This is a genomic window from Streptomyces sp. NPDC006610, from assembly GCF_040611575.1.
GTDB lineage: Bacteria > Actinomycetota > Actinomycetes > Streptomycetales > Streptomycetaceae > Streptomyces.
Genome location: NZ_JBEXOP010000019.1, coordinates 1 through 26,474 on the forward strand (window position 1 = coordinate 1; position 26,474 = coordinate 26,474).

Here is a 26,474-nt window from a genome sequence, read left to right on the forward strand (position 1 = left end):
CCTTTTCTCAGTGCCACAACCATTTCCTTTTCACCCTCCCCCCGACCCCCCCCCCCCCCCCCCGGGGGGCCGCGCGGCCGGCCGGCCCCCCCCCCCCCCCCACGACGGTGGGGTGGCGGACGGCGGTTCGGGCGCTGCGGACGTCATGACCGAGGAACGTACCCGTGTCGTCAGGGAGTTGGGGCACGTCCGGGTACGGCTGCCTGCTCGGAGGCCAGCTCGCACCACACGTACTTGCGTCGTGTTCCTCGACTCGGAAGCGCAACTCAGCACGTACCGAACACGCTTCCGTAAGGTAGAAGCGGTGTCACTCGAACCGGGCCGGTCGCGTGACTTCATCCACAAGTTGGCGAAGGAGCTGTGAGGCGCCATGACCACCCGCGTCAATTGGCGAAAGTCGTCCTACTCCGGCGAGGGTGACGGAAACGATTGCGTCGAGGTCGCCACCACCCCCACCCGCGTAGCCGTCCGAGACACCAAGGACCGCCCCCGAGCCACCCTCACCTTCCGCGCCCCCGCCTTCGCGCCCTTCCTGGAAGCCCTCAAGCGCGAGCCCGGACTGCGCTGACCGTCCGGGGCGGTCGCTGGACCCGCGCCGCCCCGCGGAGCGGCAAGCGCACCGGCCCCGCTGTCAGCGCGGGCCGGTACCGTCGCAGTCATGGCCCAACCAGCAGGCGGCGAGGGCGGCGAGCGCCGGCTCGCCGTGCTCGAAGGCGTCCTCGAGCGCATCACCTACGCCAACGAGGAGAACGGCTACACCGTCGCCCGCGTCGACACCGGGCGCGGCGCCGGCGACCTGCTCACCGTCGTCGGCGCGCTGCTCGGTGCGCAGGTCGGCGAGTCGTTGCGGATGGAGGGGCGCTGGGGGTCGCATCCGCAGTACGGCAAGCAGTTCACCGTGGAGAACTACACGACCGTCCTGCCGGCCACCGTCCAGGGCATCCGGCGCTATCTCGGCTCGGGTCTGGTGAAGGGCATCGGACCCGTGTTCGCCGACCGCATCACCCAGCACTTCGGGACCGACACCCTCCGGATCATCGAGGAGGAGCCCAAGCGGCTCATCGAGGTGCCCGGCCTCGGCCCCAAGCGCACCAAGAAGATCGCCGACGCCTGGGAGGAGCAGAAGGCGATCAAGGAGGTCATGCTCTTCCTCCAGACCGTCGAGGTCTCGACGTCGATCGCGGTGCGGATCTACAAGAAGTACGGCGACGCCTCGATCTCCGTGGTCAAGAACCAGCCCTACCGTCTCGCCGCCGATGTGTGGGGCATCGGCTTCCTCACCGCCGACAGGATCGCCCAGTCCGTCGGCATCCCGCACGACAGCCCCGAGCGGGTCAAGGCGGGCCTGCAGTACGCCCTCTCGCAGGCCACCGACCAGGGCAACTGCTACCTCCCGGAGGAGCAGCTGATCAAGGACGCGGTGAAACTCCTCCAGGTCGACACCGGCCTGGTCATCGAGTGCCTCGCCGAGCTGGCCGAGCCGCCCGAGGACGGCGGCGATCCGGGCGTCGTACGGGAGAAGGTGCCCGGCCCGGACGGCGGCGGCGAGCCGGTCACCGCGGTCTATCTGGTGCCGTTCCACCGCGCCGAGCTGTCCCTGTCCGCCCAGCTGCTGCGCCTGCTGCGCACCGACGAGGACCGGATGCCCGGCTTCCACGACGTCGCCTGGGACAAGGCGCTGGCGTGGCTGAAGGGCCGTACGGGCGCGGAGCTGGCCCCCGAGCAGGAGGCCGCCGTCAAGCTGGCGCTGACGCGGAAGGTCGCCGTCCTCACCGGCGGTCCCGGCTGCGGCAAGTCGTTCACCGTGCGGTCGATCGTCGAGCTGGCCCGCGCCAAGAAGGCGAAGGTGCTGCTGGCCGCCCCCACCGGCCGCGCCGCCAAGCGCCTCGCCGAGCTGACCGGCGCGGAGGCATCCACCGTCCACCGCCTGCTGGAGCTCAAGCCCGGGGGCGACGCGGCGTACGACAAGGACCGGCCGCTGGACGCCGACCTGGTCGTCGTGGACGAGGCGTCGATGCTGGACCTGCTCCTCGCCAACAAGCTCGTCAAGGCCGTGCCGCCGGGCGCCCACCTGCTGTTCGTCGGGGACGTCGACCAGTTGCCCAGCGTCGGCGCCGGCGAGGTGCTGCGCGACATGCTGGCCGACGGCAGCCCGGTCCCGGCGGTGCGCCTGACGCGCGTGTTCCGCCAGGCCCAGCAGTCCGGCGTGGTGAGCAACGCGCACCGGATCAACGCCGGGCAGCATCCGCTCACCGACGGGCTGAAGGACTTCTTCCTGTTCGTCGAGGACGACACGGAGGCGGCCGGCCGGCTCACCGTGGACGTGGCCGCACGGCGAATCCCGGCCAAATTCGGGCTCGACCCGCGCCGGGACGTCCAGGTGCTGGCCCCCATGCACCGCGGCCCCGCCGGCGCCGGCGTCCTCAACGGCCTCCTCCAGCAGGCCATCACCCCGGGCCGCCCCGACGTGCCGGAGAGGCGGTTCGGCGGCAGAGTCTTCCGTGTCGGCGACAAGGTCACCCAGATCCGTAACAATTACGACAAAGGGAAGAACGGCGTCTTCAACGGCACGGTCGGCGTGGTGACCTCGCTCGATCCGGTCGACCAGCGCCTGACCGTGTTGACGGACGAGGACGAGGAGGTGCCGTACGAGTTCGACGAACTGGACGAGCTGGCCCACGCCTACGCCGTGACCATCCACCGTTCCCAGGGCAGCGAGTACCCGGCGGTGGTCATCCCGGTGACCACCGGCGCGTGGATGATGCTCCAGCGGAACCTCTTGTATACGGCCGTCACACGGGCCAAGCGGCTGGTCGTCCTCGTCGGCTCGCGCAAGGCGATAGGGCAGGCGGTGCGCACGGTGTCGGCGGGTCGGCGCTGCACGGCGCTGGACCACCGGCTGGCTCCGGGACCACTCTTGCGGACCCCTCCGATGGCTTGATCGTAAAAAATGATCGATCAAATGAGTCGGAAAGGTCACACAGACCTTCCGTAAGGGCAACGGAGGGTGGAGGATGAGCGGTTGGCGGCACTGAGTGCCGCCATTAAGCCCAATGGTCGACCCCGAGTGCACTCTCCTGAGCCAAATGGGGGATGGTAGAGACAGTCAGGGCACCTCGAAGATGAGGCACTACGTCGGTGAGGGAAGACGTGAGCGACAACTCTGTAGTACTGCGGTACGACGGCAGCGAGTACACCTACCCGGTGATCGACAGCACCGTCGGGGACAAGGGCTTCGACATCGGGAAGCTCCGGGCCCAGACCGGTCTCGTGACCCTGGACAGCGGTTACGGCAACACCGCCGCGTATAAATCCGCGATCACCTACCTCGACGGCGAGCAGGGAATTCTCCGGTACCGCGGCTACCCGATCGAGCAGCTGGCCGAGCGCTCCACCTTCCTGGAGGTCGCCTACCTGCTGATCAACGGCGAGCTGCCGACCGTGGACCAGCTCACCGGCTTCAGGAACGACATCACGCAGCACACCCTGCTGCACGAGGACGTCAAGAACTTCTACCGGGGCTTCCCGCGCGACGCCCACCCGATGGCCATGCTGTCCTCGGTCGTCTCCGCGCTGTCCACCTTCTACCAGGACAGTCACAACCCGTTCGACGAGCGGCAGCGCAACCTCTCCACGATCCGGCTGCTCGCCAAGCTGCCGACGATCGCGGCGTACGCGTACAAGAAGTCGATCGGTCACCCGTTCGTCTACCCGCGCAACGACCTGGGCTACGTCGAGAACTTCCTGCGGATGACCTTCTCGGTCCCCGCACAGGAGTACGAGCTGGACCCGATCGTCGTCTCCGCGCTGGACAAGCTGCTCATCCTGCACGCGGACCACGAGCAGAACTGTTCGACCTCCACGGTCCGCCTGGTGGGCTCCTCGCAGGCGAACATGTTCGCCTCGATCTCCGCCGGCATCAACGCCCTGTGGGGCCCGCTGCACGGCGGCGCCAACCAGTCCGTGCTGGAGATGCTGGAGGGCATCCGCGACGCGGGCGGCGACGTCGACTCCTTCATCCGCAAGGTGAAGAACAAGGAGGACGGCGTCCGCCTGATGGGCTTCGGCCACCGGGTCTACAAGAACTTCGACCCGCGTGCCAAGATCATCAAGGCCGCCGCGCACGACGTCCTCTCGGCCCTTGGCAAGTCCGACGAGCTGCTGGACATCGCGCTGAAGCTGGAGGAGCACGCGCTCTCCGACGACTACTTCGTCTCGCGCAGCCTCTACCCGAACGTCGACTTCTACACCGGTCTGATCTACCGGGCCATGGGCTTCCCGACCGAGATGTTCACGGTCCTGTTCGCCCTCGGCCGCCTGCCGGGCTGGATCGCCCAGTGGCACGAGATGATCAAGGAGCCCGGTTCCCGCATCGGCCGCCCGCGCCAGATCTACACGGGCGTCGTCGAGCGCGACTTCGTGCCGGTCGAGGCGCGCTGACCGCGGGCTTTCACTCCGAACGACAGAAGGCGCCCTGGCGCCGGTCCCCCCACGGGCCGACGACCAGGGCGCCTTCCCATGTCCCGGTACGGATTCCCCCCACGGGATCCGGCCGGGCGCCTGTGAGAACCAGCGCCTGAATCGCTGTGTCATGAGCTCTGCCGGGACAGCGCACGCAGGGAGGGCCGCTCAAAGCTTCCCGGTGTACGTGTCCCGGCAACGCGACTCCAGGGAAGTCCCCCAAGACATCCCCGGATGCCAGTCGGCGCCCCCCAAGACGCCTTCTGACATCGCCAACTTAGACCCTCGAATCCCTTCGATGGTTACGTTCACACCACTGTGATCTGCGTCTCTTGCATATGTCCTGAAAGATGCCGAGAGGCCCGATCAGGTGAACGAGGCCCAGCGTAAGGAAGCTGCGTGAGCCTTGTGAAGAGCTTATGTGAGGCCCGCGCGGGACTCCAAGGGGATGAGCGCCCCGATTTCGGTGAAATAGTGAAATGAGAATGGTATTCAGCGGGAACGTCCGCGGCGTTGAGTGGAAGGGCCGCGGCGCTCGGCGCGGCCCGGTGCCGGGAGTGTCTCAGGCGCGGCCGACCAGCTCGAAGCCGGCCTCGTCCACGGCGTCGCGCACGGCTTCCTCGTCCAGCGGGGCCTCGGAGACGACGGTGACCTCGCCGCTGGCGGCGACGGCCTTCACGGAGGTGACGCCGGGGATTTCGGAGATCTCACCGGAGACGGCGCCCTCGCAGTGGCCACAGCTCATGCCGCCCACCTTGTAGACGGTGGTCACGGAACCCGGGGTGTCGGTCTGGGTGGTCATGTCGTCGCTCCTCCATCGTTCCAACTTCTCCGACCCTTTCAACTGTATACCCCTAGGGGGTATTCCGGGCGTTCCTCCGCCGTGAGCGGACGGCCGTGGCGCGGAGTGCGTCGCCGGGTGTCCCGCCCGGCGCGCGGACTCGTTGCGCGGCTCGTCGTGGGGGCGCGTCGCGCGGGGCTCGCTCTGGCGGCCCGCTTCGCCCGTTCCCCGTCTACCGCCGTCGGCTCCGTCGACCGTACGCCCACACGGCCAGCGCGGCGGGGATCACCGGGCCGCCGAGGAGGAGTGCGGCGGGCAGGCGGGCGGGGTCGCCGACGCAGGTGACGAGGACGGTGATCGCCCACACGGTCGTCCAGCCCCACAGGCAGCGGCGCCAAAAGACGAGCTGCGGCTCGGGACGGGGCGGCGGGGGCTTCCGTGGGGCGGGGATGCGGGCCCGGGGCGCGCCGGGCGGCGGGGAGTGGGTCACGCTGTCCCCTCCTGCTCGTCCGGTCCTGCTCGTCCGGTCGCCGTGCCGCGTGTCCGATTCGTCCGGTGCCTCTGGTCCCGAACCCTATGCGGTCTCGGCGTGCGGCGCAGTCCGGGACGGTCCGGCGTCGGCCATGGGTTCGAGGTAGCGCACCAGTACGGCTTTCAGCTCCCGGATGTACTCCTCGCGCTCGGCGCCCTCGTGGGCGAGGACCAGTTCCAGACCCGCCTTGTACAGGCTCAGGCAGACGTTCGCGGTGCGGGCGACGTCGGCCTCGCTCGCCTCGGGCAGCAGGGAGGTGAGCAGCGTCGCGACGCGCTGGAGCAGGGTCGCGTGCAGGGCGTCGTGCTCGTCGGTGATCCGGCCCGGGATGTCGGGGCCGTGCATCAGGGCGAAGAAGACCGGGTGGCGGCAGTTGAACTCGATGAACCGGTCGACGGCGGCGTGCACGGCCTCCTCCAGCGGTGTGGAGGGGTCCACGGGGGCGAGCGCCTCGCCGTAGGCGTTCCGCATCTCGTGCATCAGCCGGTCGCCCAGCTCGACCGCGATCGCTTCCTTGTTCGGGAAGAACTGGTAGAGGGTGCCCGGTGAGACGCCCGCCTCGCGCGCGATGGCGTTGGTGCTGGCGGCCGTGTAGCCGGTCGTGCAGAAGACGGTGGCGGCGGCCTCCAGCAACTGGGCCACGCGCCGCTCGCCGCGCGCCTGGCGCCGGCGTGGCTTGGCGTCGGCGGTGGCCTCGCCGGTTCCGCCGGTTCCGCTGGACTCGGTGGGTCCGCCGGATTCGGCGGTTCCGCCGGTTCCGCCGGTTCTGTCGGACCCGCCGGTTCCCTTGGCTTCGCCGGTCCCGCCGGATGCGGTGGTTCCGCTCGTCTCGCTCGTCTCGGGCACGAGTTATCCCCAGCTCTCCGAACGCGATTGACAAACGCGAGTGGTCGCTCGCATTCTAAAGAAACGCGAGCGATGTCTCGTGTTCGCCAGTCTATTGGCAATGGTCGGTCCATGGTGCCTGCCCGCACGCCGCGGGTGGGCCAGGGTGAAGGGGACACCGCACGATGACCGAAGTCAGCAGCCCGCGCCGCACGGACGACGGGCCGCCGCGGCCCGGCGGGTGGACGCGGTTCGTGACCGCCCGGCCCCGGCTGTCCCTGTTCGCCGCCCTGGTCCTGACCGTGCTCGCGGTGCTGGCCGGCGGCGGGGTGGCCGAGCGGCTGGGCAGCGGCGGCTGGGAGGACCCCGCCGCCGAGTCGACCTACGCGACCAGGGCACTGGAGCGCGAGTTCCCCGGCTCGCAGCCGAACCTGCTGTTGCTGGTGGACGCCGGGAGCGCCTCGGTGGACGACCCGGCGGTCGCCGCGGAGGCGGACCGGCTCGCCGATCGGCTGGCCGCCGAGAAGGGCGTCGCCGGGGTCGGCTCCTACTGGCAGTCCGGGTCCCCCTCCCTGCGCGCCGAGGACGGCCACGAGGCGCTGATAGCCGCCCGGATCACGGGGGAGGAGAAGGCCGCCCAGGAGACCCTGGAGCGCATCGCGCCCGCCCTGCGCGGGACCCACGGCCCGGTGGAGGTCCGGATCGGCGGAATGCTCGCGGTCCGGCACGAGATGCAGACGATCATCCAGGAGGACCTCACCCGGGCCGAGCTGATCGCCCTGCCGGTGACGCTGGTGCTGCTGGTGATGGTCTTCGGCAGCGCGGTCGCCGCGCTGCTGCCGCTCGGCATCGGCATCGTGGCCATCCTGGGCACCAACGCCCTGCTGCGCGGTCTGACGGAGTTCACCGACGTCTCGGTCTTCGCACTCAACCTGACCACGGCCCTCGGGCTCGGTCTGGCCATCGACTACGCGCTGTTCATCGTCCGCCGCTTCCGCGAAGAGCTGGCCACCGGGGCCGCGCCGGTGACCGCCGTGGGCGTCACCCTGCGCACGGCGGGCCGCACGGTGCTGTTCTCGGCCCTGACGGTCGCCGTCTCGCTGGCCGCGATGATGCTGTTCCCGCAGTACTTCCTGCGGTCCTTCGCCTACGCCGGCATAGCGGTGGTGCTGCTCGCCGCGGCGGCCGCCCTGATCCTGCTCCCGGCGGCGCTGGTGCTGCTCGGCCACCGGGTGAACGCCCTGGACGTGCGCCGGCTGTTCCGTCGCGGGCGGTCCCCGGAGCCGGCCGACGCGGAGAAGGGCCGGGCGGAGGCGGGCGCGGCCTGGGGCCGCACGGCCTCGCTGGTGATGCGGCGGGCCCCGTTCTTCGCCCTGGGGACGACCGCGGTGCTGCTCCTGCTCGGGCTGCCCTTCCTGGGCGTGAAGTTCGGCACCGCGGACGACCGCCAGCTCCCGTCGAGCGCCGAGTCCCATGTGGTGCAGCAGCACATCAGGGACGGCTTCCCCGGCAGCCCCGGCGGCGGCCTGGAGGTCCTGGCCGAGGGGCGGGCGACCGAGGCCGAGTACGCCGACTACAAGCAGCGGGTCGCCGCGCTTCCCGGCGTCCTGCGGGTCGAAGGGCCTCTGGTGCGGGGCGACGCGGCGTACTTCACGGTGCTGCCGGAGGGCGAGGCCGTCGACGAACCCGCCCAACGGCTGGTGGACGGACTCCGCGCGGTGGACGCCCCCTTCGACACCGCCGTCACCGGCACGGCCGCCGTCCTGGTCGACTCCAAGGACGCCCTGGCGGAGCGGCTGCCCTGGGCGCTGGCCTGCATCGCGGTCGTCACCCTGCTGCTGGTCTTCCTGCTCACCGGCAGCGTGCTGATACCGGTCCAGGCGGTGGTGCTGAACGCACTCAGCCTCACGGCGATGTTCGGCGCGGTCGTCTGGGTCTTCCAGGACGGGCACCTGTCCGACCTGCTCGGCTTCACCACCACCGGCTCCATAGAGACCACCCTGCCCGTCCTGATGTTCTGCGTGGCCTTCGGCCTCTCCATGGACTACGGCGTCTTCCTGCTCTCCCGAATCAAGGAGGAGCACGACCGCACCGGCGACCACGACGAGGCGGTGCGGCACGGACTCCAGCGCACCGGCGGTCTGATCACGGCGGCGGCGGTCATCCTGGCGGTGGTCATGGTCGCCATCGGCACCTCCCGCGTCACCAACACCAAGATGCTCGGACTGGGCATCGCCCTGGCGGTGCTGATGGACGCCATGGTCGTCCGCAGCCTGCTGGTCCCGGCCGTGATGCGGCTGACCGGCCGCGCCACATGGTGGGCGCCGGCACCGCTGCGCCGCCTCCACGCCCGCTTCGGACTCGGCGAGGGCGAGGAGCCGGCCGCGGCGCCGGGGGCGGGCGGCACGCGGGAGCACGGTGCCGGTGGCGGCGAACAGGAAGGGGAGTCCGCCCGGGACACGGTGGCGGCACGGGGTTAGCGTTCCGCCGGGAGCGGTGGTGACCGCCCGCGGCGTCGGCCGCGGGCGGCGGCGGAAGGGCAGGGCGGCGGATGCGGGCTGTGGTGTTCGAGCGGTTCGGGGAGCCGGCCGGGATACGGGAGGTGGCCGACCCGCGGCCCGCGGAGCACGGGGTGGTCGTGCGGGTCGAGGCCACGGGGCTGTGCCGCAGCGACTGGCACGGCTGGCAGGGGCACGACCCGGACATCACGCTGCCGCACGTTCCCGGCCATGAACTCGCCGGCGTCGTCGAGCAGACCGGTGCGCGGGTGACCGCCTGGCGGCCCGGCGACCGGATCACCGTGCCGTTCGTCTGCGCCTGCGGCGCCTGCGCCTCCTGCGCGGCGGGCGACCAGCAGGTGTGCGAGCGGCAGACCCAGCCCGGCTTCACCCACTGGGGCTCGTTCGCCCAGTACGTCGCACTGGACCATGCCGACGTGAACCTGGTCGCCGTGCCCGCGGAGATGTCCTTCGCGACGGCCGCCTCGCTCGGGTGCCGGTTCGCCACCGCGTTCCGGGCGGTCGTGGGGCAAGGCAGGGTCGCCGCGGGGGAGTGGGTCGCCGTGCACGGCTGCGGCGGGGTCGGGCTGTCCGCGGTGATGATCGCGGCGGCGTCCGGGGCACGGGTCGTCGCCGTCGACGTGTCGCCGCGGGCCCTGGAGCTGGCGCGGACCTTCGGCGCGGCGCACTGCGTCGACGCGCGCACCACCGAGGACACCGCGGCGGCGGTCCGCGAGCTGACCGGCGGCGGGGCCCACCTCTCGCTGGACGCGCTCGGCTCGCCCGCCACCTGCGCCGCCTCCGTCAACGGCCTGCGCCGCCGCGGACGCCACGTCCAGGTCGGCCTGCTCCCCTCGCCGACCGGTACCACGCCCGTGCCCATGGCCCGCGCCGTCGCCCTTGAGCTCGAACTGCTCGGCAGCCACGGCATGGCCGCCCACGCCTACCCGCCGATGCTGGAACTGGTCCGCACCGGCGCCCTGCGCCCCGACCTCCTGGTCACCTCCACCATCCCGCTCGACGCGGCCCCGGCCGCCCTCGCCGCCCTGGGCGCGGCCCCGGGATCGGGGGTGACCGTCATCGAGCCGTGGCGGTGAGCCGGGGGGCGACCGCGAGGGGCGGCCCGCTCGTCCAGGACGGCCCCGCCGCATTCCGGGACGACCGTGCCCCGCTCCAGGGCGGGGCACGGGGCGGCCGACGGCCCGTCAGTCCGCCGCGCGGCCCCGGTTGCGGGGGCGGGCGGCGACCCAGGCGCGGACGGTGTCGGCGTACCAGTAGGGCTTGCCGTTCTCCACATGGTCGGGCGGCGGGAGCAGCCCGTGCTTGCGGTACGAGCGGACCGTGTCCGGCTGCACCCGGATGTGGGCCGCGATCTCCTTGTAGGACCAGAGCCTTCGGTCGGTCATGATGTGCACCTCCCCGCGCGCGCCGCGGCGGCGGCCGGGGGACGGCCGCCGGTGGAGCCGGACGCGCGCTGGCGATCATCGAGCCTGCGCCCCGTCAACGACGCGGAGTTCGCAGGGGGCGGGGGCCGTGGCCGGATGTGACACAGGGCGTGCGGATGCATGACATCTGTGACACGACGGTGGCGTTCGTGACAGAAGTGGAGCAGAGGCCCGCGCCGTCCGGGCGCGTTGTCGTCCGAATGTCCGGACAAACCGTTGACAGGGTTCCCGGCGGAGACTAGAAACCCGGAAGAGCGAGCCGCGACCCACCCGCGACGGTGCGAAGGGATCTCGATGGCGTACGACCTGATCACCATGGGGCGGATCGGCGTGGATCTCTATCCGCTGCAGACCGGGGTGCCGCTCCCGCAGGTGTCGACCTTCGGCAAGTTCCTCGGCGGCTCGCCCGCCAACGTCGCGGTCGCCGCCGCCCGTCTGGGCCGCCGTACCGCGGTGATCACCCGCACCGGCGACGACCCGTTCGGCGCCTATCTCCACCAGGCGCTGCGCGACTTCGGCGTGGACGACCGCTGGGTCACACCCGTGCCGGGGCTGCCCACCCCGATCACCTTCTGCGAGGTGTTCCCGCCGGACGACTTCCCGCTCTACTTCTACCGCCACCCCAAGGCCCCCGACCTGGAGCTCGACGCCCACGACCTCGACCTGGACGCCGTGCGCGCGGCCGGGATCTTCTGGGCGACCGGCACCGGCCTGAGCGAGGAGCCCAGCCGCACCGCCACCCTCGCGGCCCTCGCCCACCGCGCCAAGGCCGGTCCGACGGTCTTCGACCTCGACTGGCGCCCCATGTTCTGGACCGACCCGGCCGCCGCCCGCCCCTTCTACGCCGAGGCCTTGCGCCATGCCACCGTCGCCGTCGGGAACGTGGACGAGGTGGAGGTCGCCACCGGAATCCGCGACCCGCATGCCGCCGCCCGCGCCCTGCTCGACGCCGGAGTGGAGCTCGCCGTCGTCAAGCAGGGCCCCAAGGGCGTCCTCGCCGTCGGCGCGGGGGGCGAGTCGGCCGAGGTGCCCCCGCTGCCCGTCGACGTCCTCAACGGCCTCGGCGCCGGGGACGCCTTCGGCGGCGCCCTCTGCCACGGCCTGCTCGCCGGCTGGCCCCTGGAACGGACCGTGCGCCACGCCAACGCCGCCGGCGCGATCGTCGCCTCCCGCCTGGAGTGCTCCTCGGCCATGCCGACCGGCGAGGAGATCGCGGCGGCCCTGGAGGCGGGTGCGGTGCCCTCCGGGACGTCCCGGAGGGCGGCGCCGACCGTCCCCCAGGCCGGCGGGACGACCGCCCGGACCGACGGGACGACCGCCGAGGCCGACCGCAAGGCCGGCGGGACGACCGCCCGGACCGACGGGACGACCGCCGAGGCCGACCACAAGGCCGGCCGGACGACCGCCCGGACCGCCCGGACGACCGCCGAGGCCGACCACAAGGCCGGCCGGACGACCGCCCGGACCGCCCGGACGACCGCCGAGGCCGACCACAAGGCCGGCGGGACGACCGCCCGGACCGCCCGGACGACCGCCGAGGCCGACCACAAGGCCGGCCGGACGACCGCCCGGACCGACCGGACGACCGACCGGACGACCGCCGAGCCGGACCAGACCCCCGCCGAGGCCGCCGCCGAGCCGGATCAGACGGCCCAGCAGACCGATGAGACCGCCCCCGGGGCCGCCGGCCACACCACCCCCGAGGCCGACCCATGCCCGTAGACGTCGCCGAGCTGGTCCGCATCCGCACCCGGCACCCCCAGGCCGTCGTCGAAGCCGCCGCACGCCGGCCGCGAAGGCCGCTGCTCGGCGACGACGACCGGCTGATGGTCGTCGCCGCCGACCACCCCGCCCGCGGCGCGCTCGGGGTCGGCGACCGGGAGCTGGCCATGGCCAACCGCGCCGACCTGCTCGAACGCCTCTGCCTCGCGCTCTCCCGCCCCGGCGTCGACGGCGTCCTCGCCACCGCGGACATCCTGGACGACCTGCTGCTGCTCGGCGCCCTGGACCGCAAGGTCGTCATGGGCTCGATGAACCGCGGCGGACTCCAGGGCGCCCGCTTCGAGCTGGACGACCGCTTCACCGGCCACCGCCCCGAGGACATCCGGCGCCTCGGCTTCGACGCGGGCAAGCTCCTGCTGCGCATCGACTACGACGACCCCGGCTCCCTCGACACCCTGGAGTCCGCGGCCCGCGCCATAGACGAGATGGCCGCCCGCGGACTCCCCGTGTTCGTGGAGCCGTTCATCACCCGCCGCGACGCCTCCGGGCGGCTGGTCAACGACCTGTCCGCCGAGGCCGTCGTCCGTTCCCTCGCCATCGCCTCCGGGCTCGGCGGCACGTCCGCCTACACCTGGCTGAAGGTGCCGGTCACCGACAACCCGGACGACATGGCCCGCGTCATGCAGACCACCACCCTGCCCGCCGTGCTGCTCGGCGGCGACATCGGGGACACGCCCGAGGACCGGGACGAGGCGTACGAGAAATGGCGCGGCGCCCTTCGCCTGCCGACCGTCCGTGGGCTGGTCGCCGGCCGGTCGCTGCTGTATCCGGCGGACGGCGACGTGGCCGCCGCCGTGGACACCGCCGTAGGACTGCTGTGAGGGGTCGTATGAGCAACCGTCTGCATCTGCCCAGGGGCGCCACCTCGGGACCCCAGTACGCCGTCGACGTCGACCCGGAGCTGGCCGGCTGGACCCACTGCAGTCTGCGCGTGGTGGAGCTGGAGCCGGGCGGGACGCACATCTTCACCACCGGGGACAGCGAGTGGATCGTGCTGCCCCTGGAGGGCGGTTGTACCGTACAAGCGGGCGGGACGGCGGGCGAGGTGTTCCAACTCCTGGGACGCGAAAGCGTGTTCGCGTCGGTCACCGACTTCGCGTACGTGCCGCGCGACGCCCAGGCACAGATCGCCTCCGGCGCGGGAGGCCGCTTCGCCCTGGCAGGAGCGAAGTGCGAGCGACGACTCCCCGCCCGCTACGGCCCCGCGCCGGAGGTACCCGTCGAACAGCGCGGCAGCGGCAACTGCGCCCGCACGGTGCGCAACTTCGCCGCCGCCGACGCCTTCCCCTGCGACCGGCTGATCGCCGTCGAGGTGATCACCCCCGGCGGCAACTGGTCCTCGTACCCGCCGCACAAGCACGACGAGCACCGGCCCGGCGAGGAATCCCGGCTGGAGGAGATCTACTACTTCGAGATCGACGGTCGAAACGGCCTCGGCTACCAGCGGGTCTTCCCCTCCCGCGAGGGCGGGGCCGACCTGCTCGCCGAGGTCCGCTCCGGCGACACCGTCCTGGTGCCCGACGGCTGGCACGGTCCGTCCATCGCCCAGCCCGGCCACGACATGTACTACCTCAACGTCATGGCGGGCCCCGGCGAGAGCCGTGAGTGGCGCATCCGCTTCCACCCGGACCACACGGCCGCCGCAGGGGGTTACCGATGACGATCAGGCTGACGGTCGCGCAGGCGCTGGTGCGCTTCCTCACCGTCCAGTACACCGAGCGGGACGGCGTCCGCCGCCGGCTGATCGGCGCCACCTGGGGCATCTTCGGGCACGGCAACGTCGCCGGGATCGGCCAGGCGCTCGTGGAGCACGCCGGCGCGATGCCGTTCCACCAGGGGCGCAACGAACAGGCCATGGTGCACGCCGCCGTCGGCTACGCCCGCCAGTGCGACCGCCTCTCCACGCACGCGGTGACCACCTCCATCGGCCCGGGCGCCACCAACCTGGTCACCGGCGCCGCCCTCGCCACCGTCAACCACCTGCCCGTCCTCCTCCTGCCCGGCGACGTCTTCGCCGCCCGCCCCGCCGACCCCGTCCTCCAGCAGCTCGAAGTGCCGTACGCGGGCGACGTCTCGGTCAACGACACCCTGCGCCCCGTCTCCCGCTACTTCGACCGCGTCACCCGCCCCGAAGCCCTGATCCCGGCCGCGCTCCAGGCCGTGCGCGTGCTCACCGACCCCGTCGACACGGGCGCCGTCACCCTCGCCCTCCCGCAGGACGTGCAGGCGGAGGCGTACGACTGGCCGGACGACTTCTTCGCCGAGCGCACCTGGGCCGTACGGCGTCCCGGCGCCGACCCCGCCGAACTGGCCGAGGCGGTCCGGGCCGTCCGTGCCGCCCGGCGGCCCCTCGTCGTCGCCGGCGGCGGGGTGCACCACAGCCGGGCGGAGACGGCCCTCGCCGAGTTCGCCGAAGCCACCGGCATCCCGGTCGCCTCCACCCAGTCCGGCAAGGGCGCCCTGCCCCACGACCACCCCCAGGACGTCGGCGGCATCGGCCACACCGGCACCGCCGCAGCCGACGCCCTGGCCCGCAGCGCCGACCTGGTCATCGGCGTCGGCACCCGCTACACGGACTTCACCACCGCCTCCGGCACCCTGTTCGCCGCCGACGGCGTCCGCTTCCTCAACCTCAACATCGCCCCCTACGACGGCCACAAGCTCGCCGCGCTCCCGCTGATCGCCGACGCCCGCAGCGGCCTCGCCGAACTGACCGAGGCGCTGCGCCTGCACGGCCACCGCGTCGAGCCCGGCTACGCCGCCGAGTACGCCCGCGACAAGAAGCGCTGGGAGCGGCGCGTCGACGCCGCCTACGCCGCCCCCGACCCGGACGCCCGGCCCACCCAGACGCAGGTCCTCGGCGCCCTGGACGCCGTCGTGGACGAGACGGACGTGATCATCAATGCGGCCGGCTCCCTCCCCGGCGACCTGCACAAACTGTGGCGGACCCGGTCGCGGGACCAGTACCACCTGGAGTACGGCTACTCCTGCATGGGCTACGAGATCCCCGCCGCGATCGGCGTCAAGCTGGCCGCGCCGGACCGGCCGGTGTGGGCGCTGGTCGGCGACGGCACCTATCTGATGATGCCCACCGAGATCGTCACCGCCGTGCAGGAGGGCGTCGCGATCAAGGTGCTGCTGGTGCAGAACCACGGGTACGCCTCCATCGGCGGCCTGTCCGAGTCGGTCGGTGCGGAGGGGTTCGCCACCGCCTACCGCTTCCCGGCCGCCGACGGCACGTACACCGGCGCGCCCCTGCCGGTCGACCTCGCCGCCAACGCCGCCAGCCTCGGGATGCGGGTGCTGCGTGCCCGCACCGTCCGCGAACTGCGCGCCGCGCTCACCGAGGCGCGGGCCGCGGACACTCCCACATGTGTCTACGTCGAGACCGAAACGGCAGACACAGTGTCGGGCGCGCCCGAGGCGCAGGCCTGGTGGGATGTACCCGTGGCCGAGACCGCGACCAGGCCGTCCGCGGTCAAGGCCCGCGAGCTGTACGAACGGCACGTCTCGACCCGACGCCGCCATCTGTGAAGGAGCACCCGGTCATGACGAAGATCGTCAACCACTGGATCGGCGGCAGGTCCGTCGACGGCACGTCGGGCGCGTACGGGCCGGTCACCGACCCGGCGACCGGCGCGGTCACCGCCAAGGTCGCCCTCGCCTCGGCCGACGAGGTGGACGCCGCCGTCGCCGCCGCCAAGGAGGCCTACGTCACCTGGGGCCAGTCCTCGCTGGCCCAGCGCACCTCGGTCCTGTTCTCGTTCCGGGCACTGCTCGACGCCCACCGCGACGACATCGCCCGGCTCATCACCGCCGAGCACGGCAAGGTGCACTCCGACGCCCTCGGCGAGGTGGCGCGCGGCCTGGAGATCGTCGACCTGGCCTGCGGGATCAGCGTGCAGCTCAAGGGCGAGCTGTCGACGCAGGTCGCGAGCCGCGTCGACGTGGCCGCGATCCGGCAGCCGCTGGGCGTGGTGGCGGGAATCACGCCGTTCAACTTCCCGGCCATGGTGCCGATGTGGATGTTCCCCCTCGCCATCGCCTGCGGCAACACCTTCGTGCTCAAGCCCAGCGAGAAGGACCCCTCGGCCTCCGTGCGGCTGGCCGAGCTGTTCGCCGAGGCGGGCCTGCCGGACGGCGTCCTCAACGTCGTCCACGGCGACAAGGTGGCCGTCGACCGGCTCCTGGAGCACCCCGACGTCAAGGCGGTCTCCTTCGTCGGCTCCACCCCCATCGCCCGCCACATCCACACCACCGCCTCCGCCCACGGCAAGCGCGTGCAGGCCCTCGGCGGCGCCAAGAACCACATGCTGGTCCTGCCCGACGCCGACCTCGACGCGGCGGCCGACGCGGCGGTCAGCGCGGCCTACGGCTCCGCGGGCGAGCGCTGCATGGCCATCTCGGCCGTCGTCGCGGTCGGCGCGATCGGTGACGAACTGGTCGAGAAGATCCGCGAGCGCGCCGAGAAGATCAGGATCGGCCCCGGCGACGACCCGGCGTCCGAGATGGGCCCGCTGATCACGCGTGAACACCGCGACAAGGTGGCGTCGTACGTCACCGGGGCCGCCGACGAGGGCGCCGAGGTCGTCCTCGACGGCACCGGCCACACCGTCGACGGCTACGAGGACGGCCACTGGATCGGCATCTCCCTGCTCGACAAGGTGCCGACCACCGCCAGGGCCTACCGGGACGAGATCTTCGGCCCCGTCCTGTCCGTCCTGCGCGTGGACACCTACGAGGAGGGGGTGGCGCTCATCAACGCCTCCCCGTTCGGCAACGGCACCGCGATCTTCACCCGCGACGGCGGCGCGGCCCGCCGCTTCCAGCTGGAGGTGGAGGCCGGCATGGTCGGCGTCAACGTGCCGATCCCGGTCCCCGTCGGCTACCACTCCTTCGGCGGCTGGAAGGACTCCCTCTTCGGCGACCACCACATCTACGGCAACGACGGCACGCACTTCTACACCCGCGGCAAGGTCGTCACCACCCGCTGGCCGGACCCGGCCGACGCCCCCGCGGGCGTGGACCTGGGCTTCCCGCGCAACCACTGACGCCCTGACGCCCTATGTCCTGACTCCTGACGCCCTCGACCCAACCGCGCCCCGTCCCGGCGTCCGCCGGGTCGGGGCGCCGGCGCGTCACTGGCCTATCGCCGTGTCCCGCTGCTCCCTGACCTGCTCGCTGAGGTCGCCGGTCCGGGCCGCGGGCGGAGCCGTGATCCGCTCGGTCGTCCCGAACTGCACGAAGTCCATGGTCACGGTCATTCCGGCGCCGGTCTGCGAGATGCGCACGGGCAGGTCCTCGGCGTCGACCCAGATGTCGGCCGTCAGCTTCCCGCCGTCCGCCTCCAGGGCGGCGAGGGCGGCCTTCTTCTCCGCGTCGGTGAGCCTGGACCCGCTGACGTGGTCCGCGCTGAGGCTGCCCCGGTAGTGGGTGGTCCTCTTGCCGAGGACGGTCTCCTCGCCGAGGTCCTTCACCTGCGTGGAGGCGGTCATGTAGCGCAGGGTCGCCGTCGGGTCGGCGGTGGCCGCCATGTTCTCGACGCCCGTCTCGCCCATCACCGCGGAGACGTCGATGCGCATCCACTCCTTGCCCTGCAGCGGACCGCTCGGCTGGGGGTCGACGTCGTAGTAGTAGGCGCCGTCGACCATGATCACTCGCGTCGTCGGGGCGTCCTGGGGGGCGCTCATCTGCGCCGCGGCGGTGTCCATCTCGACGTCCATCGCGGGGCCGTCGCCCCAGGAGTACGTGCCGTCCATGGCGATCGGCCCGCCGCCCGTCGCCTTCAGCTCGGTCGTCGTCTCGATCCGCGCCGAGCCCAGCTCCTCGGTCCGGTCGGTGGCACGGGCGAGCGCGGCCAGGATCCGGTCCGCGTTCCGCGCCGCCTCGCCCGCCTTCCTCGTCGTCTCGGCACCGCAGGCGGTCGTCGCCAGCAGCGCCGCCGCGGCCCCCACCCAGGCGGCCGTGTACCGCACCTTCATCCGCGTCCCACCCCAAAGCCGTGTGTCGGTTGTGAGCGACGACCCTGGCGAGCCCCACTGACAGTCCCGGCGCACGGGGACGATGATCCTCCCTCACCGCCGGGCCCCGCGAGACCGGCGGCATACCGCGAGACCGGCGGCGTCCACGGCGGCGTACCACGAACGCGGTACGCCCGGCCCGGCCCGTACGCCCGCAGGAGGGCCGGGGGCTCCACCCGACGGCGGCATCGGTTGTCACAGGCGGGCCGTACCGTTGACGCATGGATCTTCGACTGAGGCGCGTGGGCGGGCGGCTGCGGACGCTGCTCGGCGGACCGCGGCGGACCGTCGCCGCCGGCGCCGCCGTCGTCGTGCTCGCCGCCGCCGGCACCTGGACGGCCGTCGCGGACGACGCCGCGCCCGCGGTGCACCGTGCCGACCGGGTCATGGCCATGGGCGACGGGATCCGCATCGACACCTCGTACTTCACGGCCGGCGACTCCGGCCGTCGGCCCGCCGTCCTGCTGGCGCACGGCTTCGGCGGCAGCAAGGACGATGTGCGCGGCCAGGCCGAGGACCTCGCCCGCGACGGCTACGCGGTGCTGACCTGGTCGGCGCGCAGCTTCGGCCGCTCCACCGGGAAGATCGGGCTGAACGCCCCGGACGGCGAGGTCGCCGACGTCTCCCGGCTGATCGACTGGCTGGCCGAGCGCCCCGAGGTCCGCCTCGACCGGGCCGGCGACCCCCGCGTGGGCATGGCCGGCGCCTCCTACGGCGGCGCGGTCGCCCTGCTCGCCGCCGGGCACGACGGCCGCGTCGACGCCATCGCCCCCGCGATCACCTACTGGAACCTCGCCGACGCGCTGTTCCCGAACGGCGTGTTCAAGAAGCTGTGGGCCGGCATCTTCGTCAACTCCGGCGGCGGCTGCGACCGGTTCGAGGCGCGGCTGTGCGCGATGTACGAACGCGTCGCCGAGTCCGGCGCCCCCGACCCCGAGGCCCGCGCGCTGCTGGAGGAACGCTCACCGGTCGCCGTCGCCGACCGGATCGAGGTCCCCACCCTCCTGGTGCAGGGCCAGTCCGACTCCCTCTTCTCGCTCGGCCAGGCCGACGCCGCCGCACGCGCCATCAAGGCCAACGGCGCCCCCGTCGACGTCGACTGGATCGCCGGCGGCCACGACGGCGGCGACCCGGAGTCCGACCGCGTCCAGGCCCGCGTCACCGCGTGGTTCGACCGCCACCTCGACGGCGACGAGTCCGCCGCCACCGGCCCCGCCTTCCGCGTCACCCGCACCGGAGGCGTCGACTCCACCGACGGCGAGGCCCTGCTGCGCGGCGCGAGCGCCGACGCCTACCCCGGCCTCGGCAGCGGCCGGCGCGCGATCCCCCTGACCGGACGCGAGCAGACCTTCGACAACCCGCCCGGCGCCGGCCCGCCCGCCGTCTCCGCCCTGCCCGGCATCGGCGGCGCCGGCGGCCTGGCCCAGCTCTCCTCCCTCGGCGTCGGCGTCTCCCTCGACTTCCCCGGCCAGCACGCCCGCTTCGACTCCGCGCCCCTCGGCGACGACCTGCGCATCACCGGCTCGCCCACCGTCACCGTCCGCGTGAGGTCCACCTCCGAGGACGCCGTCCTGTTCGCCAAGGTGTACGACGTCGGCGCCGACGGGCGGCAGCAGGTGCTGCCCTCCCAGCTGGTGACGCCGGTCCGGGTCGAGGGCGCGAAGTCCGGCAAGGACGTGACCATCGCCCTCCCGGCCGTCGACCACGAGCTGGACAAGGGCCACCGGTTGCGCCTGGTCCTCGCCTCCACCGACCTCGCCTACGCCTCACCGGCCGCCCCGGCGTCGTACACCGTCTCTCTCCGGAGCGACCTGTCCGTCCCGACCGCCCCCGGCGTGACGACCGCCGCCGCCCCGCTGCCCGCCTGGGTGTGGTGGCTGCCGCCGACCGGCGCCGTGGCCGCGCTGGCGCTGCTGCTCTCGGCCCGCCGACGCACCGCCACCCCGCCCTCGGACCCGGCCCTCGCCGACGTCCCGCTGCAGATCACCGGCCTGAGCAAGCGGTACGCCAAGGCGGCCGACCGGTACGCGGTCCGGGACCTCTCCTTCCGCGTGGAGAAGGGCCAGGTCCTCGGCCTGCTCGGACCCAACGGCGCGGGCAAGACGACGACCCTGCGCATGCTGATGGGCCTGATCGTCCCGGACGGCGGCGAGATCCGCGTCTTCGGCCACGCCATCCGCCCCGGCGCCCCCGTGCTCTCCCGTGTCGGCGCCTTCGTGGAGGGCGCGGGCTTCCTGCCCCACCTGTCCGGCCGGGAGAACCTGGAGCTGTACTGGCGGGCCACCGGCCGCCCCGCCGAGGACGCCCACCTGGACGAGGCCCTGGAGATCGCCGGACTCGGCGACGCCCTCGCCCGCGCGGTGCGCACCTACTCGCAGGGCATGCGCCAGCGCCTCGCCATCGCCCAGGCCATGCTCGGCCTGCCGGACCTGCTCATCCTGGACGAGCCGACCAACGGCCTCGACCCGCCCCAGATCCGCGAGATGCGCGAGGTGATGATCCGTTACGCCGCCGCCGGCCGCACCGTGATCGTCTCCAGCCACCTCCTGTCGGAGGTCGAGCAGTCCTGCACGCATCTCGTGGTGATGGACCGGGGCCGCCTCGTGCAGGCGGGCCCTGTCGCCGAGATCGTCGGCTCCGGCGACACCCTCCTCGTCGGCACCGCCGTGCCCCTGGAGGAGCCCGTCGCCGAGAAGGTGGCCGCCCTGCCGGGCGTGGTCTCGGCCGTGCGCACCGACGACGGACTGCTGGTCCGCATGGACGCCGCGAGCAGCCCGGCCCACCTGGTCGCCGAACTCGTACGGCTCGACGTGCCCGTCACCTCCGTCGGCCCGCACCGCCGGCTCGAGGACGCCTTCCTGACCCTGATCGGAGGTTCCGCATGAGCGGCACGACCGCCCAGGGCGGCAGCACCCTCGCCGCGGGCGCCGACGTGGCCTCCGGTTACCGGGCCGGCCGCACCCTGCCGCTGCGCGTCGAACTGGCCCGCCAGCTCAAGCGCCGCCGCACCCTGGTCATGGGCGGCATCCTCGCCGCCCTGCCGTTCGTCCTCGTCGTCGCCTTCGCGATCGGCGGCGAGCCCGAGGGGCGCGGCGACCGCATCACCCTGATGGACACGGCCACGGCGTCCGGGGCCAACTTCGCCGCGGTCAACCTCTTCGTCTCCGCGGGCTTCCTGCTGGTGATCCCGGTCGCCCTGTTCTGCGGGGACACGGTCGCCTCGGAGGCGAGCTGGTCGTCCCTGCGCTATCTGCTGGCGGCGCCCGTGCCGCGGGTCAGGCTGCTGTGGTCCAAACTCGTCGTCGGGCTCGCGCTCAGCCTGGCCGCGATGGTGCTGCTGCCGGTCGTGGCGTTGGCCGTCGGCACGGTCGCCTACGGCTGGGGGCCGCTGGAGATACCCACCGGCGGCGTGCTGGAGGCGGGCACGGCGGCGCAGCGGCTCGTGGTGGTCGTGGGGTACATCTTCGTGTCCCAACTGGTCACCGCCGGGCTCGCGTTCTGGCTGTCCACCAAGACGGACGCTCCGCTCGGCGCGGTCGGCGGCGCGGTCGGCCTGACCATCGTCGGCAACGTCCTCGACGCCGTGACCGCCCTCGGCGACTGGCGCCACTTCCTGCCCGCGCACTGGCAGTTCGCCTGGGCCGACGCCGTACAGCCCCGCCCCGAGTGGTCCGGCATGATCCAGGGCACGGCGATCTCCGTCACGTACGCCCTGGTGCTGTTCGCCCTGGCCTTCCGCGGTTTCGCCCGCAAGGACGTGGTCTCCTAGGTCACCGGAGGATCACCCGCCGGTCTCGGAACCCCCTCGCCGTAGCCCCTTCGAGACCCAAGCGCAACGTCTCGTCGCGCACGTTCCCGCCCGCCGCGCCGTCACAGTCACCGGAAGGCGACACCAACCGGCACAGGGGGCAACGGAGATGAACGCTCACGGAACACGGCGGCTGCGCGGGGCGCTGGTCGCCCTCACCGCGGCCGGCGGCCTGCTGCTCACCGGCTGCAGCGCGAGCCACACCGAGGAGGGCGCCGCGGACGCGTCCCGCAAGGGCGGTCAGGAGGCGCCGCTGCCCGCCCCGGACAGCGGTCGCGTCACCGGCGGCGGACAGGGGTACGGCGAGGAGGGCTCCGGCGGGCAGGGCGACGAGTCCTCCCGCGAGGTCGCTCCCGCGCCCGACCTGCTGTCCACCTTCGCCCTCGACGTCGACACCGCCTCCTACGGCTACGCCCGCCGCGTCCTCGCCGGGGGCGGCCGGCCCGACCCGTCGACGATCCGTCCCGAGGAGTTCGTCAACAGCTTCCGCCAGGACTACGAGCGCCCCGACGGCAACGGCTTCACCGTCTCCGTCGACGGCGCCCGCACCGGCGAGCGGGACTGGTCCCTGGTCCGCGTCGGCCTCGCCACCCGCGCCGCCGACGAGCGCGAGCGCCCGCCGGCCGCCCTCACCTTCGTCATCGACGTCTCCGGCTCCATGGCCGAACCCGGCCGCCTGGACCTCGCCAAGGAGTCCCTCGGCGTGATGACCGACCGGCTGCGCGACGACGACGCGGTCGCGATCGTCACCTTCACCGACGAGGCCGAGACCGTCCTGCCGATGACCGGCCTCGGCGGCAACCGCGACCGGATCCACGAGGCCGTCGCCGGGCTGGAGCCCTCGGCGTCCACCAACCTCGGTGCGGGCGTCGAGACCGGCTACGCCACCGCCGTCGCGGGACTGCGCGAGGGCGCCACCAACCGCGTCGTCCTGGTCTCCGACGCCCTCGCCAACACCGGCGACACCGACCCCGACGCCATCCTGGAGAAGATCGGCGAGGCCCGCCGCGCCCACGGCATCACCCTCTTCGGCGTCGGCGTCGGCAGCGACTACGGCGACGACCTGATGGAACGCCTCGCCGACCGCGGCGACGGCCACACCACCTACGTCTCCACCCCCGAGGAAGCCCGCGAGGTCTTCTCCCGGGACCTGCCCCGGCACGTCGACCTGACCGCCCGCGACGCCAAGGCGCAGGTGGCCTTCGACCCGCGGACGGTCGCCGAGTTCCACCTCGTCGGCTACGAGAACCGCGCGGTCGCCGACGAGGACTTCCGCGACGACCGCGTCGACGGGGGAGAGGTCGGCCCCGGCCACACGGTCACCGCCCTGTACGCGGTGCGCGTCCGGCCCCGCGCCGACGGACACCTCGCCACGGCCACCGTCCGCTGGCTCGACCCGAGGACCCGCGCCCCGCACGAGGAGTCCGGCCGGCTGGATGCCGCCGCCCTCGGCGGCTCGGTGCGCGAGGCGTCCCCGCGCTTCCAGGTCGCCGCCGTCGCCGCCTACTTCGCCGACGCCCTGCGCCGCCCGGACCCGCAGGCCCGCCGGCTGCCGGGCGCCCGCCCCCTGTCCGAGCTCGCCGAACACGCCGACCGGCTGGCGGCCCTCACCGAGGACGAGGACGTACGGGGACTGGCCGAGGCGGTGGACCGGGCGAGCTGGATCGCCTGAACCGGCGACCGGAATCGAACACTACCCATTGACGCTCCAGTACGCGACAGTAAGTTGACTTGCTGTCAATAACGACGGTCGCCGTCTCGCCACCGGGAGCGCCCATGGGCTTACGCAGGGATCTGAAACGGGCCGAGCGGCGCGCCGGCCTCAGCGCCCGCGCCACGGTCGAGCTGTTCCGGGACGACACCGGCCGGGTCCGTGAGGTGCGCACCGCCCCGCTGGCCCCCGGCGCCCCCGCCGGCAGCCTGGCCGACCTGCCCTACGGCACCGCGGCGGCCGACCCGGGCGCGGTCGTCCTGCGCCGCAGGACGACCCCCTCGGGGCCCTGGCGGCCGGTCACCGCCGCCGCGTTCGCCCGCGAGGTCACCGCCGTCGCCAAGGGCCTCGTCGCCGCCGGGCTCGCACCCGGCGGCCGGGTCGCCGTGATGTCCCGCACCCGCTACGAGTGGACCGTCCTGGACTTCGCGATCTGGGCCGCCGGCGGGGTCACCGTTCCGGTCTACCCGACGGCCTCCATCGAACAGGTGGACTGGATCCTGCGCGACTCGGGCGCCCGGCTCGTCGTCACCGAGACCACGGGCGACACCGCCACCGTCGCCGTCGCCACGGCCGCCCACCCCGTGTCCCCGCGCATCTGGCAGTTCGACGACGGCGCCGGCGCCCTCGTCCACCTCGCCGCACTCGGCGACCACCTCCCGGACGAGGAGGTCACCAAACGCCGTACCGTCCTCAACCCGGGCGCGGTGGCGACCGTCTGCTACACCTCCGGCACCACCGGCCGGCCCAAGGGCTGCGTCCTCACCCACGCCAATCTGCACGCCGAGGCCGCCAACACGGTCGAGCTGCTCCATCCCGTCTTCAAGGCGGTCGGCCGGCGGCCGGCCTCCACCCTGCTCTTCCTCCCCCTCGCCCACATCCTCGGCCGCGCCCTGCAGATCGCCTGCCTCATGGCACGGATCGAGGTCGGTCACTTCCCGAGCGTCAAGCCCGACGAACTGCGCCCGGCACTGAAGGAGTTCCGGCCCACGTTCCTGGTCGGCGTCCCCCACCTGTTCGAGAAGGTCCACCAGACCGGCCGGGCCACCGCCGAGCGGATCGGCCGCGGCGCGTCCTTCGACCGCGCCCACCGCGTCGCCGTCCGCTACGGCGAGGCGTACCTGAACCGGCTCCTCGGCCGCGGCCGGGGACCCGGCCCCCTGCTGTGCGCCGCGCGGGCGCTGTACGACCTGCTCGTCTACCGGCGCGTGCGCAAGGAGCTGGGCGGCCGGGTGCGCCACGCCGTCAGCGGCGGCTCCCCGCTCGACCGTGAGCTGAACCTGTTCTTTCTCGCAGCGGGGATCGCCGTCTACGAGGGCTACGGACTGACCGAGACCACCGCCGCCGTCACCCTGGTCCCGCCGCGGAGCCCGCGCCCCGGCACGGTCGGCCTGCCGGTCCCCGGCGCCTCGGTGCGCATCGCCGACGACGGCGAGGTGCTCATCAGGGGCGCCACCGTCTTCCGGGGCTACTGGAACGACCCGGCGGCCACCTGCGAGGCCCTGCGGGACGGCTGGTTCGCCACCGGGGACCTCGGGACGCTGGACGCCGACGGGTGCCTCACGATCACCGGCCGGAAGAAGGACATCATCGTCACCTCCGGCGGCAAGAACGTTTCACCGGCGGTGCTGGAGGACCGTCTGCGCAGCCGCCCGCCCATCGGCCAGTGCCTGGTCGTCGGCGACCACCGCCCCTACGTGGCCGCGCTGATCACCCTCGACCCCGAGGCGGTCGCCCACTGGCTGTCCGTGCGCGGGCTGCCCGCCGACACGCCGATGTCCGAGGTGATCGCCGACCCGCGGATGCGGGCGACGGTGCAGCAGGCCGTCGACCACGCCAACGAGGCCGTCTCGCGCGCCGAGTCGATCCGGGCCTTCGCGCTGGTCGAGGGGGCGTTCACCGAGGAGAACGGCCTGCTCACGCCGTCCCTGAAGGTGCGGCGCCAAGCGGCGACGGAGGTGTACGCGCAGCAGGTCGAGGAGCTGTACGCGCAGGCGCGGATCAGGCCGATCGGGTGAACTTCCGCAACCAATTCCCGTGGCGACGGTTGATGAGTCCGAAGGACACACGCGTAGCCCCGAGGAAAGGAACGCGAAGTGAAGACCGACTGAGGGATTTGTCGCTCACCTGGCGGTATTGCGCCGCGCGGAGTGGAGCATCTGAGTGAACTTCCCGGCCTCCCACGTTCCGTGGTTTCTCCGGCTGTCAATTCCTGGTGTGCAGGCTGCAGGTCATGGTGCGAGCCGTTCAGTTGTGCTCGCTCGGCTTATCGGCCGTCACACGGGCATGACCGCAGAGAAGGGAAAGTTCATGAAGAAGAGCGCTGCTGTCGTCGCTGGCGCGATCATGGTCCTCGGTATGGCCACCCCGGCCTTCGCCGACGCAGAAGCCAAGGGTGCCGCAGTCGGCTCCCCGGGCGTTCTTTCGGGCAACGTGGTCCAGGTCCCTGTGCATGTGCCGGTCAATGTGTGCGGCAACACGGTCAACATCATCGCCGCCCTGAACCCGGCAGCCGGCAACAAGTGCGTGAACAAGTAACGTCGTTCCGCACCAGCCGACAGGCTGCGTCACGGCCGGCCTCGGGACCGAATCCATCGGGTCCCGAGGCCGG

19 protein-coding genes and 2 pseudogenes are annotated in these 26,474 nt (G+C 72.8%); 16 read left to right on the plus strand and 5 right to left on the minus strand.

What is annotated here, in order from left to right:
• Positions 1-241 precede the first annotated feature (241 nt).
• From ABZY13_RS17275 to ABZY13_RS17290, 4 genes and pseudogenes are all read left to right on the plus strand, one after another.
• Positions 242-364: pseudogene (locus ABZY13_RS17275) on the plus strand (transcriptional regulator); the annotation flags it as partial.
• Between the two features lie 6 nt (positions 365-370).
• The gene (locus ABZY13_RS17280; RefSeq protein WP_356631453.1) at positions 371-568 is read left to right on the plus strand and encodes a DUF397 domain-containing protein; all 198 of its coding nucleotides are present in this window, start codon (positions 371-373) and stop codon (positions 566-568) included.
• Between the two features lie 90 nt (positions 569-658).
• Positions 659-2,941 carry an ATP-dependent RecD-like DNA helicase gene (locus tag ABZY13_RS17285; RefSeq protein WP_356631455.1) on the plus strand — a complete coding sequence of 761 codons (2,283 nt, stop codon included), beginning with the start codon at positions 659-661 and terminating at the stop codon, positions 2,939-2,941.
• A gap of 209 nt (positions 2,942-3,150) precedes the next feature.
• Entirely contained in the window at positions 3,151-4,440 is a 1,290-nt protein-coding gene (locus ABZY13_RS17290; RefSeq protein ID WP_356631457.1) for a citrate synthase, read from the plus strand.
• A 583-nt stretch (positions 4,441-5,023) separates the two neighbouring features.
• Here ABZY13_RS17290 and ABZY13_RS17295 read toward each other — a convergent pair.
• The 3 genes from ABZY13_RS17295 to ABZY13_RS17305 form a co-directional block, all read right to left on the minus strand.
• The gene (locus ABZY13_RS17295; protein ID WP_356631459.1) at positions 5,024-5,263 is read right to left on the minus strand and encodes a heavy-metal-associated domain-containing protein; all 240 of its coding nucleotides are present in this window, start codon (positions 5,261-5,263) and stop codon (positions 5,024-5,026) included.
• A gap of 211 nt (positions 5,264-5,474) precedes the next feature.
• Positions 5,475-5,732, minus strand: a complete 258-nt coding sequence (locus ABZY13_RS17300) for a hypothetical protein (RefSeq protein WP_356631461.1) — start codon at positions 5,730-5,732, stop codon at positions 5,475-5,477.
• 84 nt (positions 5,733-5,816) lie between these two features.
• The gene (locus ABZY13_RS17305; protein ID WP_356631655.1) at positions 5,817-6,416 is read right to left on the minus strand and encodes a TetR/AcrR family transcriptional regulator; all 600 of its coding nucleotides are present in this window, start codon (positions 6,414-6,416) and stop codon (positions 5,817-5,819) included.
• A 368-nt stretch (positions 6,417-6,784) separates the two neighbouring features.
• Between ABZY13_RS17305 and ABZY13_RS17310 the strand changes: the two genes are divergently transcribed.
• Together ABZY13_RS17310 and ABZY13_RS17315 are read left to right on the plus strand one after the other, a co-directional pair.
• Positions 6,785-9,079, plus strand: a complete 2,295-nt coding sequence (locus ABZY13_RS17310; protein WP_356631463.1) for an MMPL family transporter — start codon at positions 6,785-6,787, stop codon at positions 9,077-9,079.
• A 71-nt stretch (positions 9,080-9,150) separates the two neighbouring features.
• A complete protein-coding gene (locus tag ABZY13_RS17315) occupies positions 9,151-10,194 on the plus strand; it encodes a zinc-dependent alcohol dehydrogenase family protein (protein ID WP_356631465.1) in 1,044 nt (347 codons plus the stop codon).
• Positions 10,195-10,302: 108 nt separating this feature from the next.
• On the opposite strand, the gene ABZY13_RS17320 is transcribed toward ABZY13_RS17315, so the two are convergent.
• Positions 10,303-10,503 (minus strand): MerR family transcriptional regulator, encoded by a 201-nt coding sequence (locus tag ABZY13_RS17320; protein WP_356631467.1) that lies wholly within the window; start codon positions 10,501-10,503, stop codon positions 10,303-10,305.
• Positions 10,504-10,836: 333 nt separating this feature from the next.
• On the opposite strand from ABZY13_RS17320, the pseudogene iolC reads away from it, so the two are divergent.
• The 5 genes and pseudogenes from iolC to mmsA all read left to right on the plus strand — a co-directional run.
• Positions 10,837-11,781 (plus strand): annotated as a pseudogene (gene iolC, locus ABZY13_RS17325) (5-dehydro-2-deoxygluconokinase); the annotation flags it as partial.
• Positions 11,782-12,254: 473 nt separating this feature from the next.
• Positions 12,255-13,145, plus strand: coding sequence for a deoxyribose-phosphate aldolase (locus ABZY13_RS17330; RefSeq protein ID WP_356631469.1), 891 nt, complete (start codon positions 12,255-12,257; stop codon positions 13,143-13,145).
• 8 nt (positions 13,146-13,153) lie between these two features.
• Positions 13,154-13,984: a 5-deoxy-glucuronate isomerase gene (gene iolB / locus ABZY13_RS17335; RefSeq protein WP_356631471.1), complete on the plus strand. Its 831-nt coding sequence runs from the start codon at positions 13,154-13,156 to the stop codon at positions 13,982-13,984.
• Positions 13,981-15,858 carry a 3D-(3,5/4)-trihydroxycyclohexane-1,2-dione acylhydrolase (decyclizing) gene (gene iolD / locus ABZY13_RS17340; protein ID WP_356631473.1) on the plus strand — a complete coding sequence of 626 codons (1,878 nt, stop codon included), beginning with the start codon at positions 13,981-13,983 and terminating at the stop codon, positions 15,856-15,858. Before iolB ends, iolD begins: the two co-directional genes overlap by 4 nt.
• 14 nt (positions 15,859-15,872) lie before the next feature.
• Positions 15,873-17,375 carry a CoA-acylating methylmalonate-semialdehyde dehydrogenase gene (mmsA, locus tag ABZY13_RS17345; protein WP_356631475.1) on the plus strand — a complete coding sequence of 501 codons (1,503 nt, stop codon included), beginning with the start codon at positions 15,873-15,875 and terminating at the stop codon, positions 17,373-17,375.
• An 87-nt stretch (positions 17,376-17,462) separates the two neighbouring features.
• Here mmsA and ABZY13_RS17350 read toward each other — a convergent pair whose 3' ends face one another.
• Complete coding sequence (locus ABZY13_RS17350; RefSeq protein ID WP_356631477.1) at positions 17,463-18,305, minus strand: hypothetical protein; 843 nt, start codon at positions 18,303-18,305, stop codon at positions 17,463-17,465.
• Between the two features lie 260 nt (positions 18,306-18,565).
• Between ABZY13_RS17350 and ABZY13_RS17355 the strand changes: the two genes are divergently transcribed.
• The 5 genes from ABZY13_RS17355 to ABZY13_RS17375 all read left to right on the plus strand — a co-directional run bounded on the left by ABZY13_RS17355 (position 18,566) and on the right by ABZY13_RS17375 (position 26,401).
• Positions 18,566-21,229 (plus strand): alpha/beta fold hydrolase, encoded by a 2,664-nt coding sequence (locus tag ABZY13_RS17355; protein ID WP_356631479.1) that lies wholly within the window; start codon positions 18,566-18,568, stop codon positions 21,227-21,229.
• The gene (locus tag ABZY13_RS17360) at positions 21,226-22,113 is read left to right on the plus strand and encodes an ABC transporter permease (RefSeq protein ID WP_356631481.1); all 888 of its coding nucleotides are present in this window, start codon (positions 21,226-21,228) and stop codon (positions 22,111-22,113) included. Before ABZY13_RS17355 ends, ABZY13_RS17360 begins: the two co-directional genes overlap by 4 nt.
• A 148-nt stretch (positions 22,114-22,261) precedes the next feature.
• Positions 22,262-23,824, plus strand: coding sequence for a von Willebrand factor type A domain-containing protein (locus ABZY13_RS17365; RefSeq protein ID WP_356631483.1), 1,563 nt, complete (start codon positions 22,262-22,264; stop codon positions 23,822-23,824).
• A gap of 104 nt (positions 23,825-23,928) precedes the next feature.
• Positions 23,929-25,881, plus strand: coding sequence for an AMP-dependent synthetase/ligase (locus ABZY13_RS17370; protein ID WP_356631485.1), 1,953 nt, complete (start codon positions 23,929-23,931; stop codon positions 25,879-25,881).
• A 292-nt stretch (positions 25,882-26,173) separates the two neighbouring features.
• Positions 26,174-26,401, plus strand: a complete 228-nt coding sequence (locus ABZY13_RS17375; protein ID WP_356631487.1) for a chaplin — start codon at positions 26,174-26,176, stop codon at positions 26,399-26,401.
• Positions 26,402-26,474: the final 73 nt, after the last annotated feature.